Source organism: Candidatus Babeliales bacterium, from assembly GCA_019749895.1.
GTDB lineage: Bacteria > Babelota > Babeliae > Babelales > RVW-14 > AaIE-18.
This window is the reverse complement of the sequence record JAIEPG010000008.1, coordinates 77712-103428: the sequence shown is the minus strand read 5'-3', so window position 1 is coordinate 103428 and position 25717 is coordinate 77712. Positions and strand designations below refer to the sequence as shown.

The 25717-nt window shown below is 42.0% G+C and carries 20 protein-coding genes; 9 read left to right on the top strand and 11 right to left on the bottom strand.

Translation table 11 applies throughout. The features are described from left to right. Positions 1-3 precede the first annotated feature (3 nt). Entirely contained in the window at positions 4-3828 is a 3825-nt protein-coding gene (locus tag K2W90_05970) for a PEP/pyruvate-binding domain-containing protein (protein ID MBY0353881.1), read from the top strand. 52 nt (positions 3829-3880) lie between these two features. On the opposite strand, the gene K2W90_05965 is transcribed toward K2W90_05970, so the two are convergent. Both K2W90_05965 and K2W90_05960 read right to left on the bottom strand, forming a co-directional pair. Next, positions 3881-5374, bottom strand: a complete 1494-nt coding sequence (locus K2W90_05965; GenBank protein MBY0353880.1) for a hypothetical protein — start codon at positions 5372-5374, stop codon at positions 3881-3883. Continuing rightward, positions 5371-6111, bottom strand: coding sequence for a hypothetical protein (locus K2W90_05960; protein ID MBY0353879.1), 741 nt, complete (start codon positions 6109-6111; stop codon positions 5371-5373). Before K2W90_05960 ends, K2W90_05965 begins: the two co-directional genes overlap by 4 nt. 454 nt (positions 6112-6565) lie before the next feature. Here K2W90_05960 and truA point away from each other — a divergent pair, with 454 nt between their 5' ends. Beyond that, positions 6566-7330, top strand: coding sequence for a tRNA pseudouridine(38-40) synthase TruA (truA, locus tag K2W90_05955; protein ID MBY0353878.1), 765 nt, complete (start codon positions 6566-6568; stop codon positions 7328-7330). Further along, positions 7308-8216, top strand: coding sequence for a phosphatidate cytidylyltransferase (locus tag K2W90_05950; protein ID MBY0353877.1), 909 nt, complete (start codon positions 7308-7310; stop codon positions 8214-8216). Before truA ends, K2W90_05950 begins: the two co-directional genes overlap by 23 nt. On the opposite strand, the gene K2W90_05945 is transcribed toward K2W90_05950, so the two are convergent. Beyond that, entirely contained in the window at positions 8189-9295 is a 1107-nt protein-coding gene (locus tag K2W90_05945) for a M48 family metalloprotease (GenBank protein ID MBY0353876.1), read from the bottom strand. The genes K2W90_05950 and K2W90_05945 overlap by 28 nt on opposite strands. 169 nt (positions 9296-9464) lie before the next feature. Here K2W90_05945 and K2W90_05940 point away from each other — a divergent pair, with 169 nt between their 5' ends. From K2W90_05940 to K2W90_05915, 6 genes are all read left to right on the top strand, one after another. Further along, entirely contained in the window at positions 9465-10271 is an 807-nt protein-coding gene (locus tag K2W90_05940) for a prolipoprotein diacylglyceryl transferase (GenBank protein ID MBY0353875.1), read from the top strand. Between the two features lie 10 nt (positions 10272-10281). Then, positions 10282-12087 (top strand): DNA primase, encoded by a 1806-nt coding sequence (dnaG, locus tag K2W90_05935; protein MBY0353874.1) that lies wholly within the window; start codon positions 10282-10284, stop codon positions 12085-12087. Continuing rightward, the gene (gene rpoD, locus K2W90_05930; GenBank protein MBY0353873.1) at positions 12087-14486 is read left to right on the top strand and encodes an RNA polymerase sigma factor RpoD; all 2400 of its coding nucleotides are present in this window, start codon (positions 12087-12089) and stop codon (positions 14484-14486) included. Before dnaG ends, rpoD begins: the two co-directional genes overlap by 1 nt. Before the next feature lie 122 nt (positions 14487-14608). Next, positions 14609-15343, top strand: a complete 735-nt coding sequence (locus K2W90_05925; GenBank protein ID MBY0353872.1) for an ankyrin repeat domain-containing protein — start codon at positions 14609-14611, stop codon at positions 15341-15343. A 141-nt stretch (positions 15344-15484) separates the two neighbouring features. Further along, positions 15485-16300: an ankyrin repeat domain-containing protein gene (locus K2W90_05920; GenBank protein MBY0353871.1), complete on the top strand. Its 816-nt coding sequence runs from the start codon at positions 15485-15487 to the stop codon at positions 16298-16300. A gap of 16 nt (positions 16301-16316) precedes the next feature. Next, positions 16317-17468, top strand: a complete 1152-nt coding sequence (locus K2W90_05915; protein ID MBY0353870.1) for a glycosyltransferase — start codon at positions 16317-16319, stop codon at positions 17466-17468. On the opposite strand, the gene K2W90_05910 is transcribed toward K2W90_05915, so the two are convergent. The 8 genes from K2W90_05910 to K2W90_05875 all read right to left on the bottom strand — a co-directional run bounded on the left by K2W90_05910 (position 17461) and on the right by K2W90_05875 (position 25651). After that, a complete protein-coding gene (locus K2W90_05910) occupies positions 17461-18966 on the bottom strand; it encodes a hypothetical protein (protein ID MBY0353869.1) in 1506 nt (501 codons plus the stop codon). The genes K2W90_05915 and K2W90_05910 overlap by 8 nt on opposite strands. Before the next feature lie 20 nt (positions 18967-18986). Continuing rightward, the gene (locus K2W90_05905; GenBank protein ID MBY0353868.1) at positions 18987-19448 is read right to left on the bottom strand and encodes a pyridoxamine 5'-phosphate oxidase family protein; all 462 of its coding nucleotides are present in this window, start codon (positions 19446-19448) and stop codon (positions 18987-18989) included. Positions 19449-19552: 104 nt separating this feature from the next. Beyond that, on the bottom strand, positions 19553-20707 hold the full coding sequence (hemW, locus tag K2W90_05900; GenBank protein MBY0353867.1) for a radical SAM family heme chaperone HemW: 1155 nt from the start codon (positions 20705-20707) through the stop codon (positions 19553-19555). 34 nt (positions 20708-20741) lie between these two features. Then, on the bottom strand, positions 20742-21254 hold the full coding sequence (locus tag K2W90_05895) for a hypothetical protein (protein ID MBY0353866.1): 513 nt from the start codon (positions 21252-21254) through the stop codon (positions 20742-20744). Beyond that, positions 21254-22141, bottom strand: a complete 888-nt coding sequence (locus tag K2W90_05890; protein MBY0353865.1) for a DUF58 domain-containing protein — start codon at positions 22139-22141, stop codon at positions 21254-21256. Before K2W90_05890 ends, K2W90_05895 begins: the two co-directional genes overlap by 1 nt. Positions 22142-22160: 19 nt before the next feature. Continuing rightward, positions 22161-23402 carry a serine--tRNA ligase gene (gene serS, locus K2W90_05885; protein ID MBY0353864.1) on the bottom strand — a complete coding sequence of 414 codons (1242 nt, stop codon included), beginning with the start codon at positions 23400-23402 and terminating at the stop codon, positions 22161-22163. A gap of 209 nt (positions 23403-23611) precedes the next feature. Beyond that, positions 23612-24718: a hypothetical protein gene (locus K2W90_05880; protein ID MBY0353863.1), complete on the bottom strand. Its 1107-nt coding sequence runs from the start codon at positions 24716-24718 to the stop codon at positions 23612-23614. Between the two features lie 147 nt (positions 24719-24865). Continuing rightward, positions 24866-25651, bottom strand: a complete 786-nt coding sequence (locus K2W90_05875) for a hypothetical protein (GenBank protein ID MBY0353862.1) — start codon at positions 25649-25651, stop codon at positions 24866-24868. Between the last annotated feature and the right edge of the window lie 66 nt (positions 25652-25717).

The following is a 25717-nucleotide window of genomic DNA, read 5'->3' as shown; positions in this document are numbered from 1 at the left end:
ATCATGAACGGACGGAATAAAAAATTATTATTGTTGGTTTTAATAGAGCTGGTGCTAAGCAACACTATGTTTGCGGCAGCAAGTTCGTCAAGTTTAAGTTCAGTTACCGTGCCGGCACATTCGGCTTTTTATTCGCCAGGCAGCAGTTTTGTTGGTTGGCACAATAGCGCTGCTGTGTTCATGCCGAGCAGTTCATATGCATCTTCATCGTCAAGCTCGTCGACAATAAGTTTGCCTATCAATCATGTTAACCAGCGCCAACTGCGCAACCTGGCAGAAATACAGGGTTATGGTTATAAAACAGCTAACTTAATGATAATGCGAGACAATCTTGTAGAAAAAATTAATGAGATGCTTGCAAACCATCCAAAGTTTAGCGGCTTTGTGGTGCACATTCCTGAGTTCGTTGGTGTACCAACTACGAGTGTTCAAAGCTTTTTGAAAAAGAATGGCATTGATTTGCTCGAGCGCTGGGAAGAATTGGTTGATGACTTGAGTTTAAATGCTCGTACGCAAGCACTGGCAAACAAAACATTGCCGGAAGATTTTTTAGAAAATGCTGAAAAGCTGGCAAACGATATTGCATTGCTCAAGCCAACAACAATCGAATTATCAAAAGAAGTAAGAAAATTTTTAAAAGAAGCAAAAAGCAAAAACTGGAAGCTCATGTTTCGCAGCACGGGGAAAGAAGATAACCAAGAGTTTTCCAACGCTGGTGGTAACGAAAGTGAAGCAAACGTTGAGCCAACTGAAGAAGCGTTTGTTAAAGCGCTGTTGAGTGTTGTAGCATCGTACGTACGTCCAAAATCATTGCAACAACGTTGTGAGGCTGGCGATAAAACAATTTTTGACATGCCGTTTATTCCGTTGCTTGTGCAGCGCATGATTGGCGAGAAAGAAGTTATCCCAACCGGTTGCGTAGTGTACACGCAAGAGCCGGAAGCACGTTTGAATGGCGTAAGTGCCATGCAGTGTACCTTTGGCCACAACGCGGCGGTGGTAGACAATAAACTACCAACCGACGAATACCTTGTGCAAGGACAGAACGTTTTTGCAACAATAAAAATTAAACATGAGCGCTTGGTGCCAGCTCTTGAAGGGCTTGTTGAGCAAGCAAATCCTGAAGAAATACAAAAGGCACGCGCGCTAGAAAGTTTTGCTGCACAAGCAATTGGCTTTGTGTCGCAACAAATTCACGAAGCGTATGGCATGCCGATGGATTTGGAGTTGGCGTATGAACCAGATACAAAAACTATTGCGTTGGTTCAAGCGCGACCAATTGTGTATCCAGGAGTTAAACAAGTACCAAGTTATTTAAAAGATGCTTCTGCATTTTTGTCAGAAAAAAAATTATCAGGAACGACGGTTATTAACGCCGGTAATTACGTTCGCAGCATTCAAAACAAAGACCAAGTTTTAACAGCATCGCATTTGGACGGTGCGTTGGCAGCTTACAACAGCGGCGCAATCGACAAACAAAAAGTTAAGGTAGTTGTTGTTTCAGACCCCAAGGCGGGGCCGTACTCACATGCTGCAGCAATTTTTAGAGGAGCGGGCATTGCGGTTATGCACACGCCAGCGCTTGCAAAACTTGAATCGTTGCTGGGCGCTGAAGATGTTGCTTTGCTCGTTGACGTTCAGCGTGGTTTGATTGTTCAAGCAAAAGAAGCTGAGTTAAACGAAGGCTTCTTAAACTATCCGTTGCCATTACAAATGTCTGCGATTGATGCCGATGAAGCTTTTGTTGTGCTCGCGCAGGAATATTTTCCTGAAAAAACTAACCAAGATTTGATTGCGTTGTTGGCTGAAGGCCATCAAGAACACGCACAGCAAGCACTTGCAAGCATTGTGCAGCGCATACATGGAGCGCTGGCAGAAAAGCAAAGCCTGGCTGAGTGCCACAACAAACAATCAGCGTGCTCTGAGCAACGTGCGGCTCAACGAGCGTTAGAAAAGCTTGAAGTGTTGCAACAAAAAGTTCGCACTGCTGGTTCTATTTTAAATAAGCATCTGAGCCTGCCGGCGCGCGATATTCGCCGTCTCTTTCCGCTGCGCTTTCTTGAAGCACTGCTGTTTCAAGAACCAACGCCAGGCATTGTTGATGTTGATTCGTTTGAAAGCATTGCAAAAAACTTTGACCAAGAAATGAGCTTTGTGAATAACACGGTTGTGCCGCTGGTCAGTGCAGGCTCTGTTGATCAGGGCTTGTTGCAAGATGACAATATGTTTGCGTTGGCATTTTATGGTGCACGTGTGGCACTAACACCAGAGCTTGAAAACAAGTGGACGGTGTTTGTTGATCAAATAAGACAAAGTAAGAATGCTGAACAAATTAAAAATTTATCAATCATGGTCGAGCAGCTGCGCTCACTAAAAGCATTTTCAGCCTGGTTGCATCTTTTCTTTGAGCCAGCAGTTGCACAAGCTAGTACGCATGAAGTTTTTAACAATTTGTTTGAGATGTTTGAACAATCACGAGAGTTTGTTGAAACGTTACAAAGAAAACAAAATATGTTGTTTCAGATTAAAGATAGTGATTGGGAAGAGCCAAGCAACGTTGAAGGTCTTTTTGCTTATGTTCAAGAACATTTCTTTAATTACCTGATGGCAGACGATTTTGTAAATATCTTTGCATTGCAAGACGAAGCTGGCCGTTTTAAACAAGTGATGGCGCTCTCGTTTTTAGATACGTTTATAGATATTTTTGACAATCACTTTGTGAAGACTTTTAAAGGCAGTACCGGAAAGTATCACGATACAGCTGAACAAGTAAAAATGTTCAAAAAAATTGTTGCGCAGTACTTGGCTATGATGGAAAAATATCTTGGTTTGGCAGCTGGTAAAGGACATAATTTTTTGAAGGGTTTGTGGATTAAGGGGACTTATAGCTTTTATATGTTTTGTGTAAAGTATCGTTTTGGCCAATGTACTGATGGTGCTGATGAATTATTACCATCTAGTCGTTTCGATGTGGGGGCTTCATTATGGGGTACATTTGGTATGGCTGAAACAGTTATTGTTGTTCCAAGTAACTTAGAAGATTTTTTTACCCTATCACATCAAAATATTTTGTGGTCTTTTTATGTGCTGATGAACGGTGCAGGCGTTGATAGGGCTCAAAAACCATTATCGGTTGCAGTAATTGAAAATAGTTTGCATGAAATTGCAAGAAACTTTAATCCATTCAGAGCTCGTGAGTTTACGAATACTGGTGTTCATTTTAGTGACGCAGGTGTTCGTTATGCTTATCAAATAACATTGCGAGTTCACGGTGTAACTTTCACGATGGACTATGATAAAGCTCACAATAAAATTATTTTAGAAGGAAACTTTGTTGGTCACGATAGAGATTGGCTACGGATGGAAGATTTTACGGTGTTATTTGGGTTAGTGAACGGAATAAGTCATCAAATTGAATTTCAAAACAGGGGAGAACTTGGTGTTTCTTTTATTTTTGAAGTTGATCAAGATAATCAAAAGTATGTTGCTCAGTACGTTGAAAAAATGATACTAGGAACATTTCCTTACGGTAGGACGATTGTAAAAGATTATATCAAAGATCATTCAGATGAGGTAGCTGAAGTATTCATGCAGGCTTTTGCAGCAGGGCAGCAGGGTATAGAGAGTGGGGATCGGGATGTGCGAGATGTTTCATTGAGCTTATTTGAAAAGCTTGCTGGAAGACTTGATGCGGTATTAGAAACTGTGAGCATTAAAGATACTTTGGTCGCAACAATAAAAATTGGTCTCAAAAATCAAGACATTCGTTATGATGAAAGACAAAGGCTTATCGAACTTTTAGAAAGGCTTGAGCCGAGCATTTTGTAAGAGAGCAAACAAAAAAAGAGTGGCTGCAAAACAGCCACTCATAAATTTTCAATTAGAGTTGAGCGTCTTTAAGATTTTCTGTGTCAATTTTTCGTGTTTCCATCTCGGCTATCTTTTCTTGCACGTCTTGTGTGAAGCGGCGCACGGTGCCGGCAAGAAAATAGTTATATGCTTTGATAACCAAGTTTTTACCGATCTCAACCGTCATGGCTGTTAAATCTAAAAATTTCTCAAAAATGTGTTCTGCCATTCGGCGCCAGTACAGTTTTTCTTCAGGCTTTTTCTCATCTTCAGTTAACAACAAATACGCTTGAATAACCGGCACTGAGTCAAACCGTGCGCGCAGTTCTTTTATCAATTCTTTTAATTCTTTGTACATGGTGCTGTACGTAAGAATTTTTTTGTCTAATTCTTCAATCGATTTGTTAAGCCAGGCAATATCTTTGTTGACTTGGTCGCTTACCGGTCCTGATTGTTGGCCATTTTTGCTTTTTTCTTCGGCATTAGATTTTTTTTTTTGCTCCTCGATTGCGGAGGGCGAAAGCATCCAGTCTTTAACTTGTTTGAGCGAGCTGACCAGCCAGGCGGTAAACTTGGTTATGGTGGTGGCAATAGTGCCTGATTCTTTCGCTTTTTCCTTTGCTGGCTCTGCTGGCTGCTCTTTGGCAAGCTCGCCCAACGAAACATTGGGATATTGTGCTTGAAGCGTTTTAATAGTTTGGTCGATAAGCGCAATTTGAACCTTTATGGCTGTAATGTTGTCGTGAAATGTTTGCGCAAATGAGCTGTCAACAAATTCTCTGATAGTTTTAATATCGGCAATCAGTTGTTTAATTTTGGCCAAGTCTTCTTGAGCGCCTTTTTCTGAATCTTTTTGCAACACATTAAAACCAATATCTTTTGCTTCTGCCGCTTTTGCTTGTGCCTCGCCAAGTTTTGCATCAAGTTCGCGCAATTGCTTTTTGAGAGCGTCTTTGTTGGTTTGTATAGTTTTCATGCTGGTATCAATTTGGTTAAGCTCTTCTTTGTGGAATTTGAGCGCTTCTTTAACGGTGGTTGGTTTTGTTGGCCCAGTTGTTGCGGGTGCCATACCAGTTACTTCTGTTTTCTTTTCTTCTTCTTTTTTAGGCTCTTCTGCTGGTTTAGGTTCTTTTGTTGTTGTTTCTTTCATGCCAAGGTCTGCAGTGGCATCACTTGGTGTTTCCGCTGGTTGTTCTTCGCTGGCGTCTGCCGGCTGGGTTGTTTCTTCTGATGCGTCTGGCATTGTTTTTGTTTGGTCAGGTGCTTCTGTTGCGGGTGCTTCGGGCGTTTGAGCCGCTTCGGTTGATGCTTCTTGTGTTGCTGGAGTTTCTGTTGCTGGAGCTTCAGGAGTGGGAGTTTCCATTGTTGGTGGTGTTTCTTCCGGTGTTTCTTGAGCTGGCGGTGTTTCTGCAGGAGCTTCGGTTGTGTCTGGTGCTTGGTCAGAAGCCGGGGGCATGCTTGTAAGCCAAAGTGGTGTAATCATGATTACGAGGGCAAAGATTATATAACTTAGAAAACGTTTCATTTCTTTTCTCCTTTTTTTACTTCTTTGGTAGGTTGCTGAGCAATGACCGGCGCAAGTTTTTTTAAAGCGTTTTCCTCAACTTGCCCGGCAATAAAGCCATAACGCTGGAACAGGTCATCCAATTTATCAGTAAGTTCTTGAAACATTTTTTTATATTCTTCGGTTCGCTTATTCAGCGCTTGAGTATTTTCGTCAATTTGAGAGGTAAGTAATTCGGCCTCTTCCATAATTTTGTTTTTCGCACCCGACTCGTCGCTGGGAAGTTGCTTTGCTTGTTCAAGGTCAATAGTGTCGGGCCATGTTAATTGTGTTGTTTCAATTTCTGTTCCCTTTTCTTCAGTTTTTTCGCTCGATTCTTTCTCATCGCTTTTTTCTTTTTTATCTTCAGATTTTTCTTTGTCTGTAGTTTTTGATTCTTCTTTATCTTCGTCGTCTTCTTTTTTTTCTTTCTTTTTCTCTTCTTTTTTCTTTGAGGGCGCTGCCTTTTTTTGAGCGGGTTTAGGTTTGGGCGAGGTGCTTTTGGGTGGTTTTGGTGTGCTCTTAGTTGGTTTGGATACGCTTTTTGATGGCTTTGTTGTGCTGTGGCTTTTTGTTGTGGGGCTGTCTTTTTTTGTTTTCTTACTGTCTGTTTTTGAGTCTTCGCTGTCGTCGGTTGCTGGTGGCATACTTGCTAAAGGACCTTGAGTGTCTAAACACGCTATGACGAGAATGATGAGAATCGTTTTGATTATGTTCATTCTTTGCCCTTAATTCAGTTATGAAATTTTTTTAAATCAATAGTGTTGCTAAAATACTGTTTGGTTTTTAAGTTTTTTGTAGTACTTGAAGGTAAAAAGCCTATCCAAAAGACTATCAGGCTTGCAGGTACAAAATCAATTGTTTTATAGGATAATCGACCAGATCGTTGTTGTAGGGCTCTTTAGCAAATGCATGATTATGGTTTGTGTGGGCGGGAAGCAGGGCGTTTTTGGCTAGGCAGGTTGGGTTGAATGTGAAGGGGGTTGAAAAAAATATTTTTGATCAAAAAATGATTGCTTTTTTTCATGCTGTGATATAAAATTAACTCATAGCTTAGATAACCTCCATTTCCCCTGTCCATGACGTCCGTCTGGATGGGGGTTTTTTATTTAAAAGAAACAAATCAAATAACTTTCTAATTGTAAATTTATTCTGTTCCAATGAGTACAATTCATGCAAAAATTTAAAATTGTAGTAGCGTACGACGGCACTGACTTTCATGGTTGGCAAGTGCAGCCAAAAGATGTAACAGTTGTTTCATGTTTGCAAGATGTTTTTGCGCGTATTTTTAATAAAGAAATAAGTGTGTTGGGCACTTCGCGCACCGACGCTGGGGTGCATGCGCTTGGGCAGGTAGCAACTTTTTATACTGATCTTCCTATTTCTGAAGCGCAAATGTTGAAGGCGTGGAATGGGGGTTTGCCAAAAACTATTCATATTCGATCGCTTGTCAAAGTGAGTGACGACTTTAATCCCTTTGCCAACGTTAAGCAAAAAATCTATTATTATCACCTATTTTTAAAACGACCATTGCCGCACGTAGCCCGCTTTGGTTGGTTGTATGAATTTATGGACAGCGTTGATATTCAAAAGTTTGAGCAATGCCTCAAGATTTATCAGGGCACGCATGACTTTGCTTCATTTTGCAAACTTGAAGAAGAAAAATCGACGGTGCGCACGATTGACGAAATACGACTTGAAAAACTTGCTCATTGGTCCATGCTGCGTGTTGTAGTAAAGTCGCAAGGCTTTTTACGCTTTCAAATTAGACGAATGGTTGGATATGCCTTAGATGTTGCGCGACGGCCTCATTTGTCGGTAGACTATTTGCAAGAGGTGTTGGAGAGTAAAAACCCTCAACAAACGTTAGTCAAAGCGAGTGGGGCGGGTCTTTGTTTGCGAAAAGTGATATATCATGATGATAAGCACAGTCAGTGAATTTATTAAGCGATTGTTTACGTCGGTTCTTTTAGTTGGTTGTTTGGGAGGGGCTTACCTCCATTCGTTTTGGCTCTATGCCTTTGCGCTGCTAGCTGTTTTATTATTAGTTCTTTTTTTCGAATGGCCACGGCTTATTGATGCCGACAAATTCTGGTTTTGGCCGTTGACCGTTTTGTATCCCATTATGCCTTTTGTTTTGTTGATTATGCTTGCTTATGCCTACCGCGAGGCAGACCCGCTGTTGCCGCTTGTGCCAATTGCTCTTGCGTGGGCAGCCGATACCTTTGGTTATTTCGTGGGCAAATGTATGGGCAGGCACAAAGTATGTCCATCAATAAGTCCTGGGAAATCGTGGGAAGGCTTGCTGGGAAGTTTTGTTGGCGTCTGGGCCCTGTTGTTTGTAATGGTGCCACAGGTAAAAACGCTTGCTGGTTGGTTTGCAACGCTTCATTGGGCAGCTATGCCTGGTTTTGCGTTCACAACAACAGTAATAGCATTTTTGGGCGGTATATTTATTTCTTATTTCAAGCGTCGCAAAAATTTAAAAGATGCTGGTTCGTTACTGCCTGGGCATGGCGGTTTGCTGGATCGCTTTGATTCAGTTCTTTTTGTTACGCTCATGCTTTCAGCGTTGCTTATATTTTTGCGCTATTCTCAAGGGACGCTCGGCTCAATTTTTGATCACTTGCCTGAACATGTTTCTCAACAAGTGCAGCAGTTAAGTTCGTTGCCAAGTAGTCGTCCGGCTTCAGTTCCTGTTGAAGTTGATCCCGAAAAGAATCAGGTTGTGCGTCATGCGTTTGACGATGAATTTGATGATTGGCCTGGCTTGCGTGGTGCTGCTTTTGCGCAGCGTTATGAAAGTGAATCAGACGACGAGTGATCGCAAGCTTGCTTGGGTAAAAACGCCTGTGCGTACTCTTTGCGTGTTTTGCATGAAGGGTGAGTGCCGCCGTCGTCTGTCAGTGTCTGTTCGCGTCTCAATTGAGCGAGTGCAAAGTCGCTGAGTGCTCGCTGTCTATAAAGCCATGCGTGCCAGCTACTGTTTGGTTCTATTTTTTCAATTTCTTTGAGCACGAATTCAAATTCTTTTTCAAATTTGTTGAATTCTTCTTTAACATGGTTTTCAAGTTTGCTAATCATGTCAATAAAACCGTGAGGGTTATTAGTAATTCTTATAGCGTCGGTATCTGCTTCTTCTTCAAAAGTACGAGACAGTTTGAGCATGAGAAGTTGGACGGCAATAAAAGTAGCTATAAACGTTATTTTTGGTAGAAGGTTGCTTATTTTTTTTTCTGTTCCTTTGGGAGCACTAGTTTCAGATTCTTTTTTATTATTGATAAAAAGATAATACCATGCCAGTCCTGAACCAACTAAAATGCCCAGAGAGCAGCACAGTTGTTTGGGAATATGATTGTTTTTAACATGTGCTAGTTCGTGCGCCAGAACGCTTTGCAATTCCGTTTCAGACAAATCATTGAGTAATTTTTCACCGATGATCATTAAGGAAGCGTTTGGTGTTAGCGATGACGCACACGCATTAAAAAGTTTTTTATCGCGTGCAATAAAAATGGCAGGTTTGTTGATGCCCATTGCTTTGGCAAGGTTGCCAACAAGCTCATGAAGCTTTGGTGCTTGTGTAGCGCTTAAAAAAACAAGACCTTTGGGAAAAGCAGCGCTAATGAGTGGTCCTGGAAATAGTTTAAAGAATGCATAATTTGCTAGCTGATCTAGTGGATCTTGTATGGTATCAATAAATGACAGCGTGCGTACGTCAAGGAGTATTGATTGCAGAGAACTGTTTTTGAGGTTGTATTCTTTGTTAAAGTCTTCATTAAATTTTTTGAGGTCTGCAATTTCTTGTGCAATGGGATTGTTGGGACTATCCGTGCTTGCGCCAATAAACGATGATCCGAAAAAAGTTGTAAGAGAAAAAAGGCCGAGAATGAGCTGTTTTTTCATGATCGTTGGTTCCTTTATTGGGTTGTAAAAAGTTTGCGGTATCTTTGCACGGGGGCCATAAAATGTCAACACGACTGCAAAATTGCGGGAAGTAGCTATTATTTTTAAAAGTTATATTCTAAAAATGTTTCACTATTAAAGAAATTTATAATTAAAAAAGGGCAGCATAATGTATCCATGTTTAGCGCATTTGTACGGGCCGTTGTGGATTCGCAGTTATGGTTTAATGATAGCCATTGGCTTTTTAGTTTTTTTATTTCTTACCTATCGCCATCCATTACGCAAAAAAAACATTGATGGCGATACCTATCTTAACACTGTTTTTATAGGTCTGGTCAGTGGTGTTGCCGGTGGGCGGCTTCTTTTTGTATGGACTGCATGGGAGCAATTTTCTCATAACTGGATAGAAATTTTGTACCCCTGGGTTGGTGGCTTTGTGGTGTTGGGGAGTATTTTGGGCGTATTGCTGGTAGCTCCGTTGTATTTACTTGCTCATCGTGTCCGCATTTTGCCAGTACTTGATTTAGCCGGTTTGTATGCGGCGCTGATGCAGGCAATAGCGCGCTTTGGTTGTTTCTTTGCGGGCTGCTGTTACGGCATGCCAGTCAAAACCGCTTTGCCATGGGCTGTTACGTTTACCAATCCAGAAGGCTTTGCGCCGCTGTTGGTGCCGCTGCATCCAACACAGCTTTATATGAGCGCGGCTTCATTTGCTATTTTTATTTTTATACGGTTTGTTTTATATAATCCAAAGCTTAAAACAGGCGTTTTGTTTTTTAGTTATTTGAGCTTAGACAGTATAGCGCGCTTTGCCGTTGATTTTTGGCGAGGTGACCGTGACACGCTGGTTGATGTTATTGAAGTGCAGGGAAAATTACTGCAACTTTCTCAGGTGCAAATCTATGTTTTATATTTTTTTGTGATATCCTTGGTTGGCTTAATTTTGGTCAGTTTACAAAGAACCTCAAAAGAATAATTGTGAGTCTATGGCGCTTTTCAACTTCATCAAAAATTCATTGCCAATCATTGATGTTGTGGGCGACTATGTCCAGCTAAGACCGGCGGGAAGTTATTGGAAAGGCTCGTGTCCCTTTCACAGCGAGACTGATGCTTCGTTTACCGTGAGCCCGGCTAAACAAATTTTTTATTGTTTTGGCTGTCAGGCAACGGGAGATGTTATTGCGTTTATGGCGCGCCTGGAAAACATTTCTCAATTTGAAGCAGCAAAATATTTAGTTGACCGTCATAAGATAACCATTCCTGCCGAAGTGTTAGCTGCAAGTAGCACTACGCAAGAAACACAGGTTGTTGATTCCTACTTTCATTTGTGTGCCAGCATTGCCGAGTGGGCGCATCAACGGTTGGTAAACAATAAAACATCGCAAGAATATTTGCTCAACCGTGGTATAACCATAGAACAGATTAATTCTTTTACGTTGGGTTATTTTCCCAGTGGTGTTGCTGCTATTAATCAATTTACCAAAGATATGGCATCACAAAATATTTTGGTTAAAGATTTATTGGAATATGGTTTTTTGGGCGAGGGTAGAACCTGTTTGTATTCGCCTTTTGAAGAGCGCATTATTTTCCCCATCAAAGATCATATTGGCCGTTTTTGTGGTTTTGGTGGGCGCATTTTTAAGCCAAACGATGAACGACCAAAATATTACAACAGCCGCGAATCTGAAGGTTTTGCCAAAGGCAAGTTGCTCTTTGGTTTAGATCTGGCTAAAAAAGATATGCAAAAACAGGAGAGTGCCTTTCTTGTTGAAGGCTACATGGACTGTATTACCATGGTTGGGCATGGGTATGTCAATACCGTTGCCACGCTGGGTACTGCATGTACCTTGGATCACCTAAAACTTCTAGCGCGCTATGTAACGCGTATCTACTTTTTGTACGATGGCGATAAAGCTGGTAAAAAGGCCATGTTGCGTACTGCCCAGTTTTGTTGGGAAGCCAACCTAGACCTGCACGTTATTTTATTACCCGCCAACCAAGATCCCGCTTCATATTTAAGCGAGGGGGGTGATTTGGGAGTCCTGGTAAGCCAGGCTCAAGATATTTTTACCTTTTTTGTAAAAAGTGTGAGTGAAGACTTTGCCGCCCAGCCTCTGGCCACCAAGTTGAAGGTTGCTCACAGAATTACCGAGGTTATAGCGACTATTAACGACCCGTTTAAGCAAGATTTGCTCTTGCAGCAGGCCTCTCAGGCCATGTTCATGCCCTTTCAGTCTTTGCGTGATCTGATGAAGCAAAGGGGTGAAAAAGCGGCAATAAATGCAGAATTTAGGCATCATGAGGCAAAAAAGCAGGTAGTGGTAGTTGAGCAGCCCCAAGATTTGGACCAGCGGGAGATTTCTTTGCTGGAAGAAAAAATATTTAGTGGTATACTAAACAGTATTGGCAAAAACCCGCCATTGACGATAGATCCGCTCTTGTTGCCTTATTTTTCTCCTCGTATTAAACGTGTTTTAGAAAAATTTGAGCATTTTTCCAGTCAAAACGATGGAGCTGGCGACAAGGCATTTCTTGCATTTGTTGACACGCTTGATCCAAGTGATGTTGACTGGGTTACGCGCATCAGTATTTTATTTGATAAAGATATAGCGCGAGAGGTTTTTGACCAATTATTACTACGATTTTGTAAATACCATTGGAAGCAAATTGTACGAGATATTAAGCTGAATATTGTGATTGCAAAAGAACGTCAAGATTCTATAAAATTGAATGAGCTGCTCAATAAATTTCTTGTCTTAAAGCAGGGGATTAATGATAGGGGGTTGGTATAATGGCCAATAAAAATAAGCGTGGTACTGTGAAAAGCACAAAGAAAAAAGTTGTTTCTGGTAAAAAAGTTGTTGCAACAAAAAAGAAGCCTGAGAAAAAAAAGGTAGCCAAGGCGGTTGTTGGTAAATCTGCTGGCAAAAAAAAGTCAGTAAAAAAAATTGTTGTCAAGAAAACGGCACCTGCAAAAAAAGCTGTTTCGACAAAAAAAGCTCCTGCTATTATTAAGAAAACGGTTAAGGTTGTAGCATCAGCAAAAACCAAAGCTCCGGTAAAAAAAACCGTAGCAAAACCAGAGCCTAAACCTGTAACAAAAAAGCCTGTAGCGGTTAAATCAGTAGTAAAGCCGGAGCCAAAGCCGGTAGCTGCAAAAAAAACAAAAGCTGAACCAAAACCAGTGGCGCCTGTTGTTTCTAAAGTTCAGGCATTTAAAGAAGCGGCTAAAAATACGTTAAAAAAGATTTTTTCTACCCATAAAGCCAAACAAGATGTCAAGGCAAAGCAAGAGCTTGTTTCGCCTAAAAAAGCTCAGCCTGCTGTTGTATCAGCGGTTCCATCTGAACCAACGTTGGGTCTTAAAGGTGTAGAAAAGCAAGTTGAAGTGCTTATTGAAAAAGGCAGCAGCGAAGGTGTTTTGACCTATGAAGAGCTGATTGCATTCAGTAAAAAATATCATTTACAAGAAGAAGACGTTAACGAATTGTTGCGTGTTCTTGATAAAGAAAACATCGATTTAATTGCGCAAGAAGAGCTTGACGCTGATGGTGGTGACTTTGCTGGCCTGAATGGCGAAGAAGAGCGAGTTCCGTTTAAAGGCATGAAACCTGATATCGAATCGTCGCTTGATACTGTTGATGAAGACGAAGATATTGACGAAGATGAAGAAGATCTTGATATTCGCGAAATTGAAAAGCTCAAAGAACTTGTTGAGCCAAGTCAGCTTAATGATCCGGTCAAGCTGTATTTGAAAGAGATTGGTAAAATTCCTCTTTTGAATAAAAAAACTGAAAAAGTTATTGCTGAAAAAATTGCAAAAGGTAAGCGCGATTCTATTGATACCGTTTCACAATTTCCTTTTGTTTCCAAAGAAATTATTCATATGGAAGAGCGGATCACCAAAGATCCAATCTTTCTTAAAGACCTTATTCAGTTCTCAGATTTTGATGAAGACAATTCACCAAAATTTGAAGAAGAAAAGAATAAGCTTTTAAAAACTATTGCACAGTTACGCGCAATTGAAGACAACGAGCAAAAGATTTACCGTTCATATCGCGGCATGCTGGAAGATGAAGCAAAGAAGAAAGAGATGCTTGCAGCCGTTGAAGAGAACAAAAAGAAGATTATTGAAGTTGTCAAAAGCATTAAGCTTTCCAATAAACAAATTCGTAAGTTTGGTAAGCGCGTAGAAAAGATTGTTGCCAAAATTCAAGAACGTGTAACTGAGATTAAAGGTTGCGACGAGAAGCTTAAATTTTATAACAGCATCAAAGATAAAAACGAAGCTGACATTGCTCAAATTGTTGAATTTGAAAACAGAATTAGGGCTGCTAATAAAGTTATTAAAAAAACTGAAGCAGAAGCTGGTTTGCCTAAAGAAAAAGTTGAAAAGCTTTATAAGCAGTTTGTGGTTGCTCAGCGGAGCGACAAATATGCAAAAGACGACTTGGCGCGTGCTAACTTGCGTTTGGTTGTTAACATTGCTAAAAAATACATCAACCGTGGTCTGCATTTCCTTGATTTGATTCAGGAAGGGAACATTGGTTTGCTTAAGGCAGTAGAAAAGTTTGAGTTTGAGCGTGGTTTCAAATTCTCTACCTATGCAACGTGGTGGATCCGTCAGGCTATTACTCGTGCTATTGCCGACCAATCACGAACCATTCGTGTTCCTGTCCACATGGTTGAAACGTTGAGTAAGATTAACAAGATTACTCGCTCATATGTTCAAGAAGAAGGCCGTGAGCCGTCATATGCTGAGCTGGCAAAAGAGTTGAATCTTGATGAAAAAAAGATCAAGAATATCATCAAGATCTCCAAAGAACCTGTTTCGTTGGAAACGCCGGTTGGTGATAGTGATGATACGTACTTAAAAGATTTCATTGAAGATGAAAACGAATACACACCAGTTGATGCGGTAGTAAATGACGATCTTAAAGAACGCGTGCGTGAGATTCTTAAAACGCTGACCCCTCGTGAAGAGAAGGTCTTAAAAATGCGTTTTGGTATTGACGTTGCTTCTGAGCACACGCTTGAAGAAGTTGGTAAGGACTTTTCGGTTACGCGTGAGCGTATTCGTCAGATTGAGGTTAAGGCATTGCGTAAGCTTCGCCACCCGTCGCGCAGCAAGAAATTGCAAAGCTTTTTTGATAAAGAGTTTGATCTTGCCAATACCGATTCACTTGAATAAAAATCGTATCTAATCTTGAATAATTAATATCAGAGCCGTGAATGTCTTGACCTTCACGGCTCTTTTTTTGTAACCTCCGCCAGTGGTTGAATTTTATCACATGGTACCTGGGGAGGTTTTTTATGTTCAAAAAATTTCTGGGAGCTTTTATTGTTTGTGCTTTTACTTCTACAATTGGAGCCAATTTTAATGTGGTTACCGATAATCATGAATCTATTAATCAGCAACTACGAAGCGCGGCCATCAGGGGAAATCTTGAATATGTACAGGGATGTATTTATGCCGGAGCTAATGTTAACACAACTACGGTTGCTGGCTTTACTACTTCTGAGCGCGCTCTTTTTAAAGGTAAATGTCCCCATGGCTGGACGCCCTTGCACTATGCGGCTGCGTTTGGACACGCTGAAGTTATTGCTGCTTTGAGAGCTGCCGGTGCTAACATGAGTGCCCAAGCTGAAGAAGGAATAACGCCAGCTCATTTGGTTTCTTATTTAGGTGGTGAGAGTGCTATCAGATGTTTACAAGAGCTGAGTTTTAGCGGACATCACAGTGTTCTTAATGTACCAGATGGTGATGGGCTGGTGCCGCTTCATTTTGCTGCTTGTGAAGGCAACTACAAAGCTGCTGAATATTTTATTAATAGCGGCGTTTCTGTTGATGTTCAGGATAGGGAAGGCATGACGCCCCTTCATTGGGCGGTTATTTGTAGTAAATATTATTTGGTTGAGCTTCTTCTTGAGCGCGGCGCAGATAAAACTATTACAACGGTTATGAATAAAATTCCTTTTGACATGGCAAAGACATTAGAAATTCGTAAGCTTCTCGCGTTGGGTGCTGTTGGGTTGGCTGACGACTAATAACTTAAAAAATCAAAGAAGAGAGCCGGTGTTGTTTTGTGCAATATCGGCTCTCTTCTTTTTTTAACACTTTTTTTAATGATTTGTTAAGCTTGGCACGAGCGACCAAATGAAAAATTTTTATTAAGAAAGACTTTTGGCATGAACAAAAAATTTATAGGAATTTTCTTGATGGTGCTAGTAATGACAGTCAATGTTGCATTCGCTGCTTTACATAACGATGCGCCCATAAATCAAGAGCTACAGGCTGCGGCAATCGCCGGAGATCTTGCAGGGGTGCTTCACTGTGTTGAGACTGGTGCTGATCTAAAAACAACAACAGTACGGGGGTTGTATCGGCATATGGTGCGTAAACGACGAGGTTGGACTCCTTTGCACTGGGCAGCGGCAGGGGGGCATGCGCAGATTGTCAGGGAGTTGGTAATCAGAGGCGCCGATGTTTTGGCTCAAGATAGTGTTGGCAACATGCCAGTGCATATTGCCGTTTCAGCACCCTGCTTTGAGCACAACGAGAAGACATTTCTTGCCTGTTTACAGGAACTTAATTGCGTGACAAAAAATAAAAATAATCGGCATCGCGAAGCGTTTGTGCAGAATAAAATTAGTGGCCTTGTTGTCAATGCCCACGGCAGAGACAATGTTACGCCTTTGCATCTAGCAGCCGCCGATGGAAAGGTTGCAATGGTACGTTATCTTTTGCAAGAGGGGGCATCTGTTCATGCCTGCGACAATAACGGGTGGACGCCCTTGCATTCGGCCGCCATGGCCCTTAAAAAAGGTAAAGAAATTATTGAGTTGCTTGTGGCGCATGGTGCTGATAAAACAAAACAATCTTATACCGGTAGTACTGCCGCACAAATTGCTCTTAAAGCAGGAGCAAGAGACTTAGTTCCTTTGCTAGTACGGTCTTCAGTGCGGCTTGCCGAACAAGTCACAAAGCGACAGTGTTTACGTTAATGGTTGTTGGATAAGTATGAAAATTTTACACATAATCACCAGCTTAAAATTGGGTGGTGGGGAAACGATGCTCTATCGTTTTCTTGCACAATCAACTCAAGATACGCGTTATAAGCACGTGGTTGCCTACTTTTATCCAGGTCCGTTTGTGCAAGCGATTAAAGATCTTGGTGTGCCAGTGCACCACATTTCCGGATTATTTTTACGTTACGATTTTGTAGCGCTTTATCAAGTCATGCGTTTAATAAATTCTTTTAAACCCGATATTATTCATTCTTCGCTGTGGTCGGCAAACATTATTGCTCGGCTGCTGGCTTGGCACTACCAGCTGCCGCTTGTGTGCGACCTGCACGGTAATGCGGCGCACGAAGGTAGCTTGCGCAATGTGCTTGATCGTCTGACTGCCACCATTCCCAAAAAAATTGTTGCGGTGGCCGATGGTGTAAAAAAAGCGTATGAAAAAACTATTGTGGGTGCACTGCGCGCCCCACAAGCACAAGCGCGCGTTGCCGCGTCGCTGGCGGTTATAAAAAACGGGATAGATGTTTGTGCAATACGTGCCTATGCCCAGCAACAGTCGCTGGCACGAAGCGATTTTGGTTTGCATGAGCATGACTTTGTGGTTGGTTCAGTAGGCCGGCTTGATGCCATAAAGTCGTATGATGTTTTGGTAAAAGCGTTTGCGCTGTTGCTTAAAAATGTACAATCGGCAGGTCGGCCGGTAAAGTTATGCCTGGTGGGTGGTGGGCAGGACGAAGAAAAAATAAAAACGTTGGTACAGCAGCTTGGTATTGCCCAGCACATTGTGCTAGCAGGCCCGCGTAGCGACGGCGCTCGTTTTTACAAGCTCTTTGATTGCTTTGCGTTGTCTTCACAAAGTGAAGGGTTATCAATTGCCTTGCTTGAGGCAATGGCCTTTGGTTTGCCAGTAGTTTCAACCTGTGCGGGTACGCATGAAGTCTTGGTTGATGGCAGTAATGGCTTTTTAGTGCCGGTAAATGATGAGCAGGCTCTTGCAGCGGCGTTGTTGCGATTGTACTACAACCCAGCGCTGGCATATGCCATGGGCCTTGCAAACAGAACTTTGGTTGAGCAAGATTATACGTTAGAAAAAATGGTTACGAGTTATCATCAGCTGTACAACGAATTGGTGCAGGCGGCTAGCTAGCGCTTGGCATGCCCATGCCAGCAGGCTCTTCAGATGAATCTTCTGTTGCTGGTTCTGATGAATCTGGTTCTGTTTGAGCATCTTCGCTGGATGAGCCGGCTGTTGTTTCTGATTCTTCTGGAATATCTGTGGTTGTGGTTTCTAGGTCTGGGGCTTGTTCTTTCCGTTCAGATCCTTCGACAGGCTCAGGACGAACGGATGGACTTACTGGTTCTTTTTTAGAAGCCTGATCTGTAGGTTTTTGTTTACTCTGACCCGCCCTCCCTGAGCTCGTCGAAGGGCGAAGGGTCGATTCTTCAGTTTTCTTTTCATCAGATTTTTCTGATGTCCCAAACAGCGTTTCAATTGGATGCGTAATCATATAATAAAAGCGTGCAGACTTTGCAACAAACCAGTCATAGGCTCTGCCGTACCAGGTTGATTTTGGCTTGCGTTTGGTACGCTCTTTCTTGGTACTAGCTGCTTCTTTTTCTTGTGCCATTTTAACCGCCAACAGTTCATCAACTTTAATCTTTTCAATACGGCTGGTGCGGTCTTTAACAATAAAGCCTTCTTTTTCTAGCTCTTCAATGGCGTTTTTTGTTTTTTGCATTTGTGTTCTGATTGCGTTGGAAACTTTGTCAAAGTCTTGCAGTAGTTGAGTGTTTAGATAATTTTTGATTGTGTTAAGGCGCTCAAAGATATCATTTTTTATTTTATAATAATGTGCTTCGGCTTTTTTGTGATCAATGAACGTCCACAAATCTTCCATCATTTTGCGCGTTTGGGAGGCAATCTCTATTGAGTTTTTTATTTCGTCATCAACTTTTTTTAAGCGTTGCGTAATTGATTTGTCTAAATCTTCAATCGACTGCATATCAAGCTTTAGCTGCTTGAGCTGCTTTTTTTGTCGTGTAATATCTTCTTCAAGAAGTTGTATTTTTATTAACGAGTAGCGCTCTTTGACTCGTTCTTCGCCTTTGGTTTCTTCAAATTTGGCAAGTTCTTGTTTTTTCTTTTTCTTAAGATATTTTTCAAGGCTTGCAAAGAGCTCATTAAGCTTGCCTTGGTCGGTGCTGATTGAGCGATAAAAAGTATCAAGCTCATTATCTATGACATTATATTTTTCGTTGAATGATTTGCGTGCGCCTTGAATTTCAAGTAACAATTGGCGTACTTGTGTATTGACTTCGTGTGCTCGAATGAGCCAGTCTTTTTTCTTGAGCCAGTTGCCTTGTAGTCCTACGCTGTCGGCAGGTAATTCAACTGTTTCTGGGCCGCCACTTTCTTCGTCGTTGCCAGAACTTTCAGTAGAAGACTTTTCTTCACTCTCTTGATTTGATGGAGCTGTGGTATCAGTTGTCTCTGAATCTTCTGTTGACGAGGCTTCTGTTGCTTGTTCGGCAGAATCGTCTGTGCCACCTGCTGCATCAGCAGCCGGCGGCATTCCATAAACAACGTTGTTTTCTATTAACAAGAAAAAAAAGAGAAAAAATATTTTAGGAGAGTAAACCTTCATTACCTTCCCACGCAAACACCTTACAGTGTTCGAGATAAATCACGTAATTCTTTGAACAAGCTTTTTACCAATTCTTCAGCTTCACTAGAAGTATAGCTCCAAACAACGCCCTGGTCCACTTTCGTCAAAATTGAACGATCGCTCTTGATGTCTATAATATCAATGCGTACAACGTTCATGAGTGGGTGTATTATCGACGGAGCACGAACAACGCCAGCTCGGCCAAGAATACTGTAAGCTACATTTCCTTCGCCCATAAAACAGAGCATGACTTTCTTTTGCCATACCATGTTCATGTAACCAGTGTGCTCTTTATGAATACTAAGAAGCAAGCTTTCTTGTCCCTTGGGGTAAATGCATTGAATAGGCGTGGTATTTGGAACACCTTTTTCTGAAAAAGTGGCAAGTACCGCTACCGTATTTTCTTTTTTCAACATCTCTATGAGATCTTCAGGTAACTTAATACCCACGTGCTTAGCCATTTAGCCCCTCTAAACGTTACTTTTCATAAAACTGAATTTTAACTTGGTAAAGTCAATACAATAGGACGATTATTATAGCAAAAAAAAGAATAAATAGACAATTATTAAATCAGCTTCAAAATAATTTCATTTTCTAAGGCCATCCCCTTGAGTGTAAGTCTGATCTGGTCGTTGTTTTGTACTATTAAACCCTGCGATTTCAAGAGCTCAAGCGTGTCAAATATTCGTTGTTTTTTTTCTTTATCTAAACAGTATACCACACGATGCAAGCCCACCCCCTTGTTTTGGCGCAAGCCGAGCATCAGCATTTCTAATTTTTCCTGATCAGGCGTGAGTTTTTCGCAGGTAGATAAATTTTCAAAATTCTTATTGAAAACATTTGTCAAATAAGTTGTGAGATTTTTTTCATTCATAAAACGCTGAGTGCCGTCAAACGAACAGGCACCAATCCCAAAGCCTTGGTAGGGTAAACGCTCCCAGTAGGCCTGGTTGTGAATTGACGCATAGCCGGGCCGTGCAAAATTAGAAATCTCGTACTGTTCAAAACCTCCAGCGGTCAGCCGAGCAATAGTGTGCTCATGCTGTGCAATGATCTGCATGTCATCTTTTAGTTTCACATTCCCTTTTTTTACTTCAAAGTAGAGCGGGGTCTTTTCGTGAACCATCAAAAAATACACCGAGACGTGCTTTGCTTGGCTTTCCAGTGCGCAGGTAATACTTGCATCCCATGTTGAGTCAGAAACGCCTGGCAGGCCTAAAATGAAGTCCATTGAGAAGTTGTTAAAATATTTGGGAATCATGCGCAGGGCGTTGTGCACGTCGGCCGTGCGCTGGCGGCGGTTAAGTTTGAGCAAGACATTGTCGTCCAGCACCTGAACGCCCATGCTCAGGCGGTTAATGCCAAACGAGTCCCAGGCATCAAGCCGTTCTTCGCTGATATCGGCCGGATTGGCTTCCATGCTCAGTTCTTTAATGCCGCTAAAATTAAAATGCTTTTTAAGGGTGTCAAAGAGCTGGCTCATGTATTCCAGTGGGTACAAGCTGGGGGTGCCGCCACCAATAAAAATGGTAGTAATGTCTGGGTGGTACAGTGGGTTGGTGGCCACAAAGTGCTCAATCTCTTTGAGCAACGCATGATGGTAGGCTTCTTGAAAGTCCTGGTGTTGTTCAAATGCAACAAAGTCGCAGTAGTTGCACTTGGTGCTACAAAACGGCCAATGTATGTACAATGAAAAAAGTTTTTGCTCGTTGTTCATCATGCGTGCGTCCCTACCCCCGTAGTTTCGTCGGTAATTATTTTTTATTCGCGTTTTCTTGTGGCCTGGTTTCTTCAATCACGCGCAGCGCTGTTTTTAAATCTTTTTGTGCCTGCGTCTTGAGCATTTCTTGGTTGGCAAACTTTACCCACAACGAGCCTTCAAGCATTTTTTGCAGTTCGGTTAGCAACACATAATCAAATTTTTGTGTTGAAAGATATCCAATCAGTTCATCATCAGTTTTGTTAATGGTTTGCCAGCCATAACGCTTTTGAAAATACTGTTTCAAAATATCGGTCAATTGAAAGTAAACTTTTTTAAAGTCACTTTTCTTGATGCATTTATCAATTGAAATATTGGCAATTTCACGCAATGCCCACTCCCACGGTGAGATCTGTTTCTTTTTGCGCCGCAGGTAAATTATTAACAGAATGAGAGCTACCAGCAGCAGGCCGGCCACAATGCCTGATCCAATTTTGAACGGCGTTGTTTGCCAAACTGGCTGATAAACGTAATCGTAAATATCAAAAAAATCTGTTTTTGCTTCCATTAGATTTGTCTCCTAATTCTTTGGTGGAAAAACCTAATCAGTGGATTAATAAACGGTCTACCAATAATAAAATCTAAAAGGTCGATGTTATATTTGCTAAACATTTCTTTTTGTAGTCGCCATTCTTTGTTAATAAAAAGATTGAGCGGGCTTACTTCTTGGCGTTTTTTGCGTGTGTCGAGTGTGAAGATGGCACCCGTTTCAGGGTCGTGTACTTCCAAAAGCCCAATGTCAGGGAAGTTAGTTTCGCACGGGTCCTGAAAGCGCATGCCAATAAAATCATATTCAACGCTGGCAACTTTAAGCAGTTTTGAATAATCGTTGGCGTTGTTAATCCAGTCGGAAAGCATAAAAACAATAGCGTTGCGTTTTTTTGCATTAATTAAAAAGCGGAGCGCTTCGTTAAAATTGGTGCCGGTACCTTTTGGCTCAAGCGAAAAAATAGTTTCCAACAATGAGCCAACGTGCAGTGGCCCTCGACTGGGTGGTATCCATTTTTCAATGCGGTCTGAAAAAAAGAGAGCGCCAACCTTATCTTTGTTTTCTTCGGCAATAAAAGCGAGTGCTGTTGCAACTTGAGCAATGCTGTCTTTGCGCAGCTCTTCTTGCGAAGCGTAACGCGAAGAAGCTGACACATCAATGGCAATAATAACCGTGCGGTCGCGTTCTTCAATAAACTGCTTGACCATAATTTTGTTCATTTTGGCCGAGCTGTTCCAGTCGATAAACCTAATATCATCGCCCATTTGATAGTCGCGTAGCTGGTCAAACTCCAAGCCCGAGCCTTTAAAGGCCGACAAATAGTCGCCTGACAAGCTGCTTTGCATAACGCGCTTGGTATGTACTTTAATCTTACGAATTTTAGCTCTTATGGTACTGTTAATCATAAGTCAATCCTTATGGTTTTTACCACACGTTATCAATAAGTTTTTGCACATGCTCAGGGAGTTTAATGCTACCATCTTCTTGTTGATACGTTTCCATGAGCGCAACCATCAGTCGTGGCAATGCCAGTGACGATGCGTTCAATGTGTGTACCAGTGTTGGTTTTTCTTCAGCCTTGGCACGGTATCTAATGCCCGCGCGGCGTGCCTGAAAATCGTGGCAGTTGCTGCACGAAGAAACTTCATAAAAGCGGTCTTGTCCAGGTAGCCATACTTCAATATCAAATGTTTTTGAAGATTGGAATGAACAATCTTGTGCCGCCAGCAAGCTAATGCGGTAGTGCAGGCCCAGCTGTTGCAAAATATCTTCAGCAGCGGCAACCATGCGGTCAAGTTCAGGGTTAGAATCTTCCGGCTTGGTAATAGCAAACAGCTCAACTTTTTCAAATTGATGAATGCGGATTAGCCCGCGGTCGTTGGCGCCGTGCCCACCAGCTTCGCGCCGGAAGCAGCTGGTCCACGAAGTGTAGCGCAGTGGCAGTTGTTCGCCAGGAATAATTTGGTCGGCGTGCAGATTGGTCAAGCTGACTTCTGAGGTTGGAATAAGGCACAAATTTTCATCGTTAACGCGATAAAAATCGCCTTCAAATTTTGGCAGGTTGCCGGCGTTGTATAAACCCTTCTCTTGAATGAGTGCGGGTGGGAGTACCGGCTTAAAGCCATGCTTTACGTTGTTTCTGAGCATGAGCGATGTGAGTGCATAAATAATTTTAGTACCACATTCGTTATAAAAAACAAACTGTGCGCCGGCAATGTTGGCACCAACGTGTAAATCAAACCATTGCGCCTGTTCGTTGAGCTCCAGGTGGTTTTTTGGTTTGAAAGAAAAGTTTGGTTTTTGACCAACGGTTTTTACTACTTTGTTGTCTGCTTTGTCGCCAACCGGAATATCCTCTTGCGGGATGTTGGGGCAGCACAACCAGAGATTATTGAATTCTTTTTCGGTTGCTTCAAGCTCGAGTTCTTTGGCTTTCAGGTCTTTGCCAAGTTGAATTGCTCGTTCTCTAACCTCGGCCGAAACGCCCTGAGCGCCTTGCTTTGCCAGGTCATTTTTTTCTTTGCGAAGCTGCTCAACGTCTGATCGAATAGATCTGACTTGTTGGTCCAACTGAATCAGGGTATCTACAGCAAAGCCTGGTTCTTTGCGCAAAATGAGTATTTTTACGTTTTGGGTGTCTTGCCGTAGTTTGCTTAAATCGATCATTGTCACGCTCCGCGTTAAAGAGACAAAAACTTTATATAAGAAATATCAGTTAGTATAGCCGTTTTATTGGACTTGATCAAAAAATAAGGAGCCCGGTAAAACCGAGCTCCCTGGCGGGATTTTTTACTCTCATTTTCGCTGAAGAGCTTTTCGAGCCCGTTATCCCTGAGCCTGTCGAATGGGTAGGGCTTGTAGAGCATCTCGAAGCGTTACGGAACCAGCTCGCGGCTTGCAATATAAACAAACTGTTGACGGCAGAGCGGGCAGCTTGGGTTGTTATAAAGCCAAGCTTCTATGCAGTCGGCGTGGTAGACATGCCCGCAATTTAACGTGCCAACGCTTTCAGATCTTTGGTAGTTGTCTTGGCAAACGACGCATATTTCACCAACAAACTTAATTTTATTAATAACCGTTACCAACGCCTGTCCTGCAACGCTGGCAATTGTTTGAGTGGTTGTAGTTCCCTGGTAACTCATTTGGCTTTTTACCGTACGAATAATGGCTTGAATTGCATCGCTGTAGTCTGAAACAGCGCGGGCGGGGATATTGTTGGGGTCTATGTCATTGTTACGCAAAATGTTCCCGGCAATTTCGAGCACTTTGTTATCAAGTTGCAGGTTGTTAACAACGTTTGCGGGTGCTGGTGGTGGGGGTGTTGGTTGGTCGTTGCCACCAAAAAGGAAGCTGAGCCAGTCAAAAATACCGTTACCGGAGTTAGAAGTGCTTGTGCTTTCCCAGCTGGTGTTTGGGCGGCCGTTAATGCGGGTAAAAAAGACCTTCATTTCGCGACGTGCTTCATCTTCAATTTCTTTTTCTCGCACATAATCTCTGCCATCTTGGGCCATAATTGAACGCATGCGGTTGACTATTGCCTCGCCGCGGCGGTGGTATTCGGCAACATGCGTAGCTGCCATGGTGTCTGGATTTATGCCGGCTTCGCGGGTAACGCGCTTGATAATTTCGTCGGCCCTGCGTGCAAGATCTGCCGATCTAACCAGCGTGCGTAGTGTGCCTACAAACTCGCGCAGGTTGCTGCGCACTGCCTCTTGAATTTCTTCCAGATCAACGTAGCTACGACCTTGTGCGCTCATGCGGTTATTTAAAAATTGTACCGTGTCGTCAATTTTGGAGTAATATTCTGGCGCAATGCGGGTGGGGATTGTGTTGACGGGAAAGCCTTGAACTTGCAAATACTGGCGTGCAATTTCGGTAATGCGGTCGCGGACATTAAAACTAGAGACCATAATGCCGTGCACCTGTGCGGTGCAGGTAGCAAAAGCAACTGCTGGCATAAGCCATTTTTTGTGAAGAATCATCGGCTACTACTCCTTTTTTTAGATTCTGTTTTGTGAAGAAAAAAACTCCTAAAATACTATAATCCAGAATTTGAAAACAAAAAAGGGCGGAACATTAAGTTCCGCCCTTTAAATAAATCAGAAAATCAAAAAATATCTTTCTTTTGCTTAGTCAAGATCTTCAGTTTCGCTATCGCTGTCTTGAGCGAATTGGCTTGTTTGTTCGAATTGATTTTTCAAATCTTTTAATGGAGTTTCTTCCAGATTTGTTTTACCGAATGCGATTATCTTTTCAACGAATGCTTTTTCGCTAAGTGCAGCAAAGCCATCTTGCATATCTCTAGGTAGCATTTCAAGGTTTGAAAGTTTTGCAAAAATGTCTTCGCGTGATACTTTTCCGTTGCGCAGTTCGCCCAGCACTTCATGAATATGCTTTACGCCTTCGCGGAATCTTTCGCGTGTATCCTTGAGATTTTCAGGCAGATCTTTTTCTCCTGATCCGATCGATTCCATTTCATGTACAAAAGTTTCCATGACTGCAGCAACAATATTCAGAATAACTTCTGGATCTTTTATTTCTGAAATATTGATTAAAAGGTCTGCAGCACTATCTATAATTTTATCTTCCAGGTTTTTAGCTGCTTTTTCTGCAGCTTTTTTAGACTTCCACCACCAAATACCGCCGCCAATTGCAGCAACAACAATAACGCCACCAACAACGAGTAGAATCATCTTTTTGTTATCTTGTTTTTTGATTTCTAAATCAAAATTGTCATTATATGCAGCTTGTTCAAGAGCTTGGTGTACAAGGTTCAAAACTTCTTCGTTAGACATGCCTTGTTGAGCCAAAGCAACACATTGTGCAATGTTTGCCTGTACTGTTTTGTCTATTGTTTGGGCTGATATGTGGCTTGTCATCAGGCTGAGAACTACTGCGCTTACTATCTTTTTCATAATGTTCCTTGTTTGTGATAAAAAATTGCAGACCAACGCAGTCTGTTGCTTGTTGCAGGCCCAACC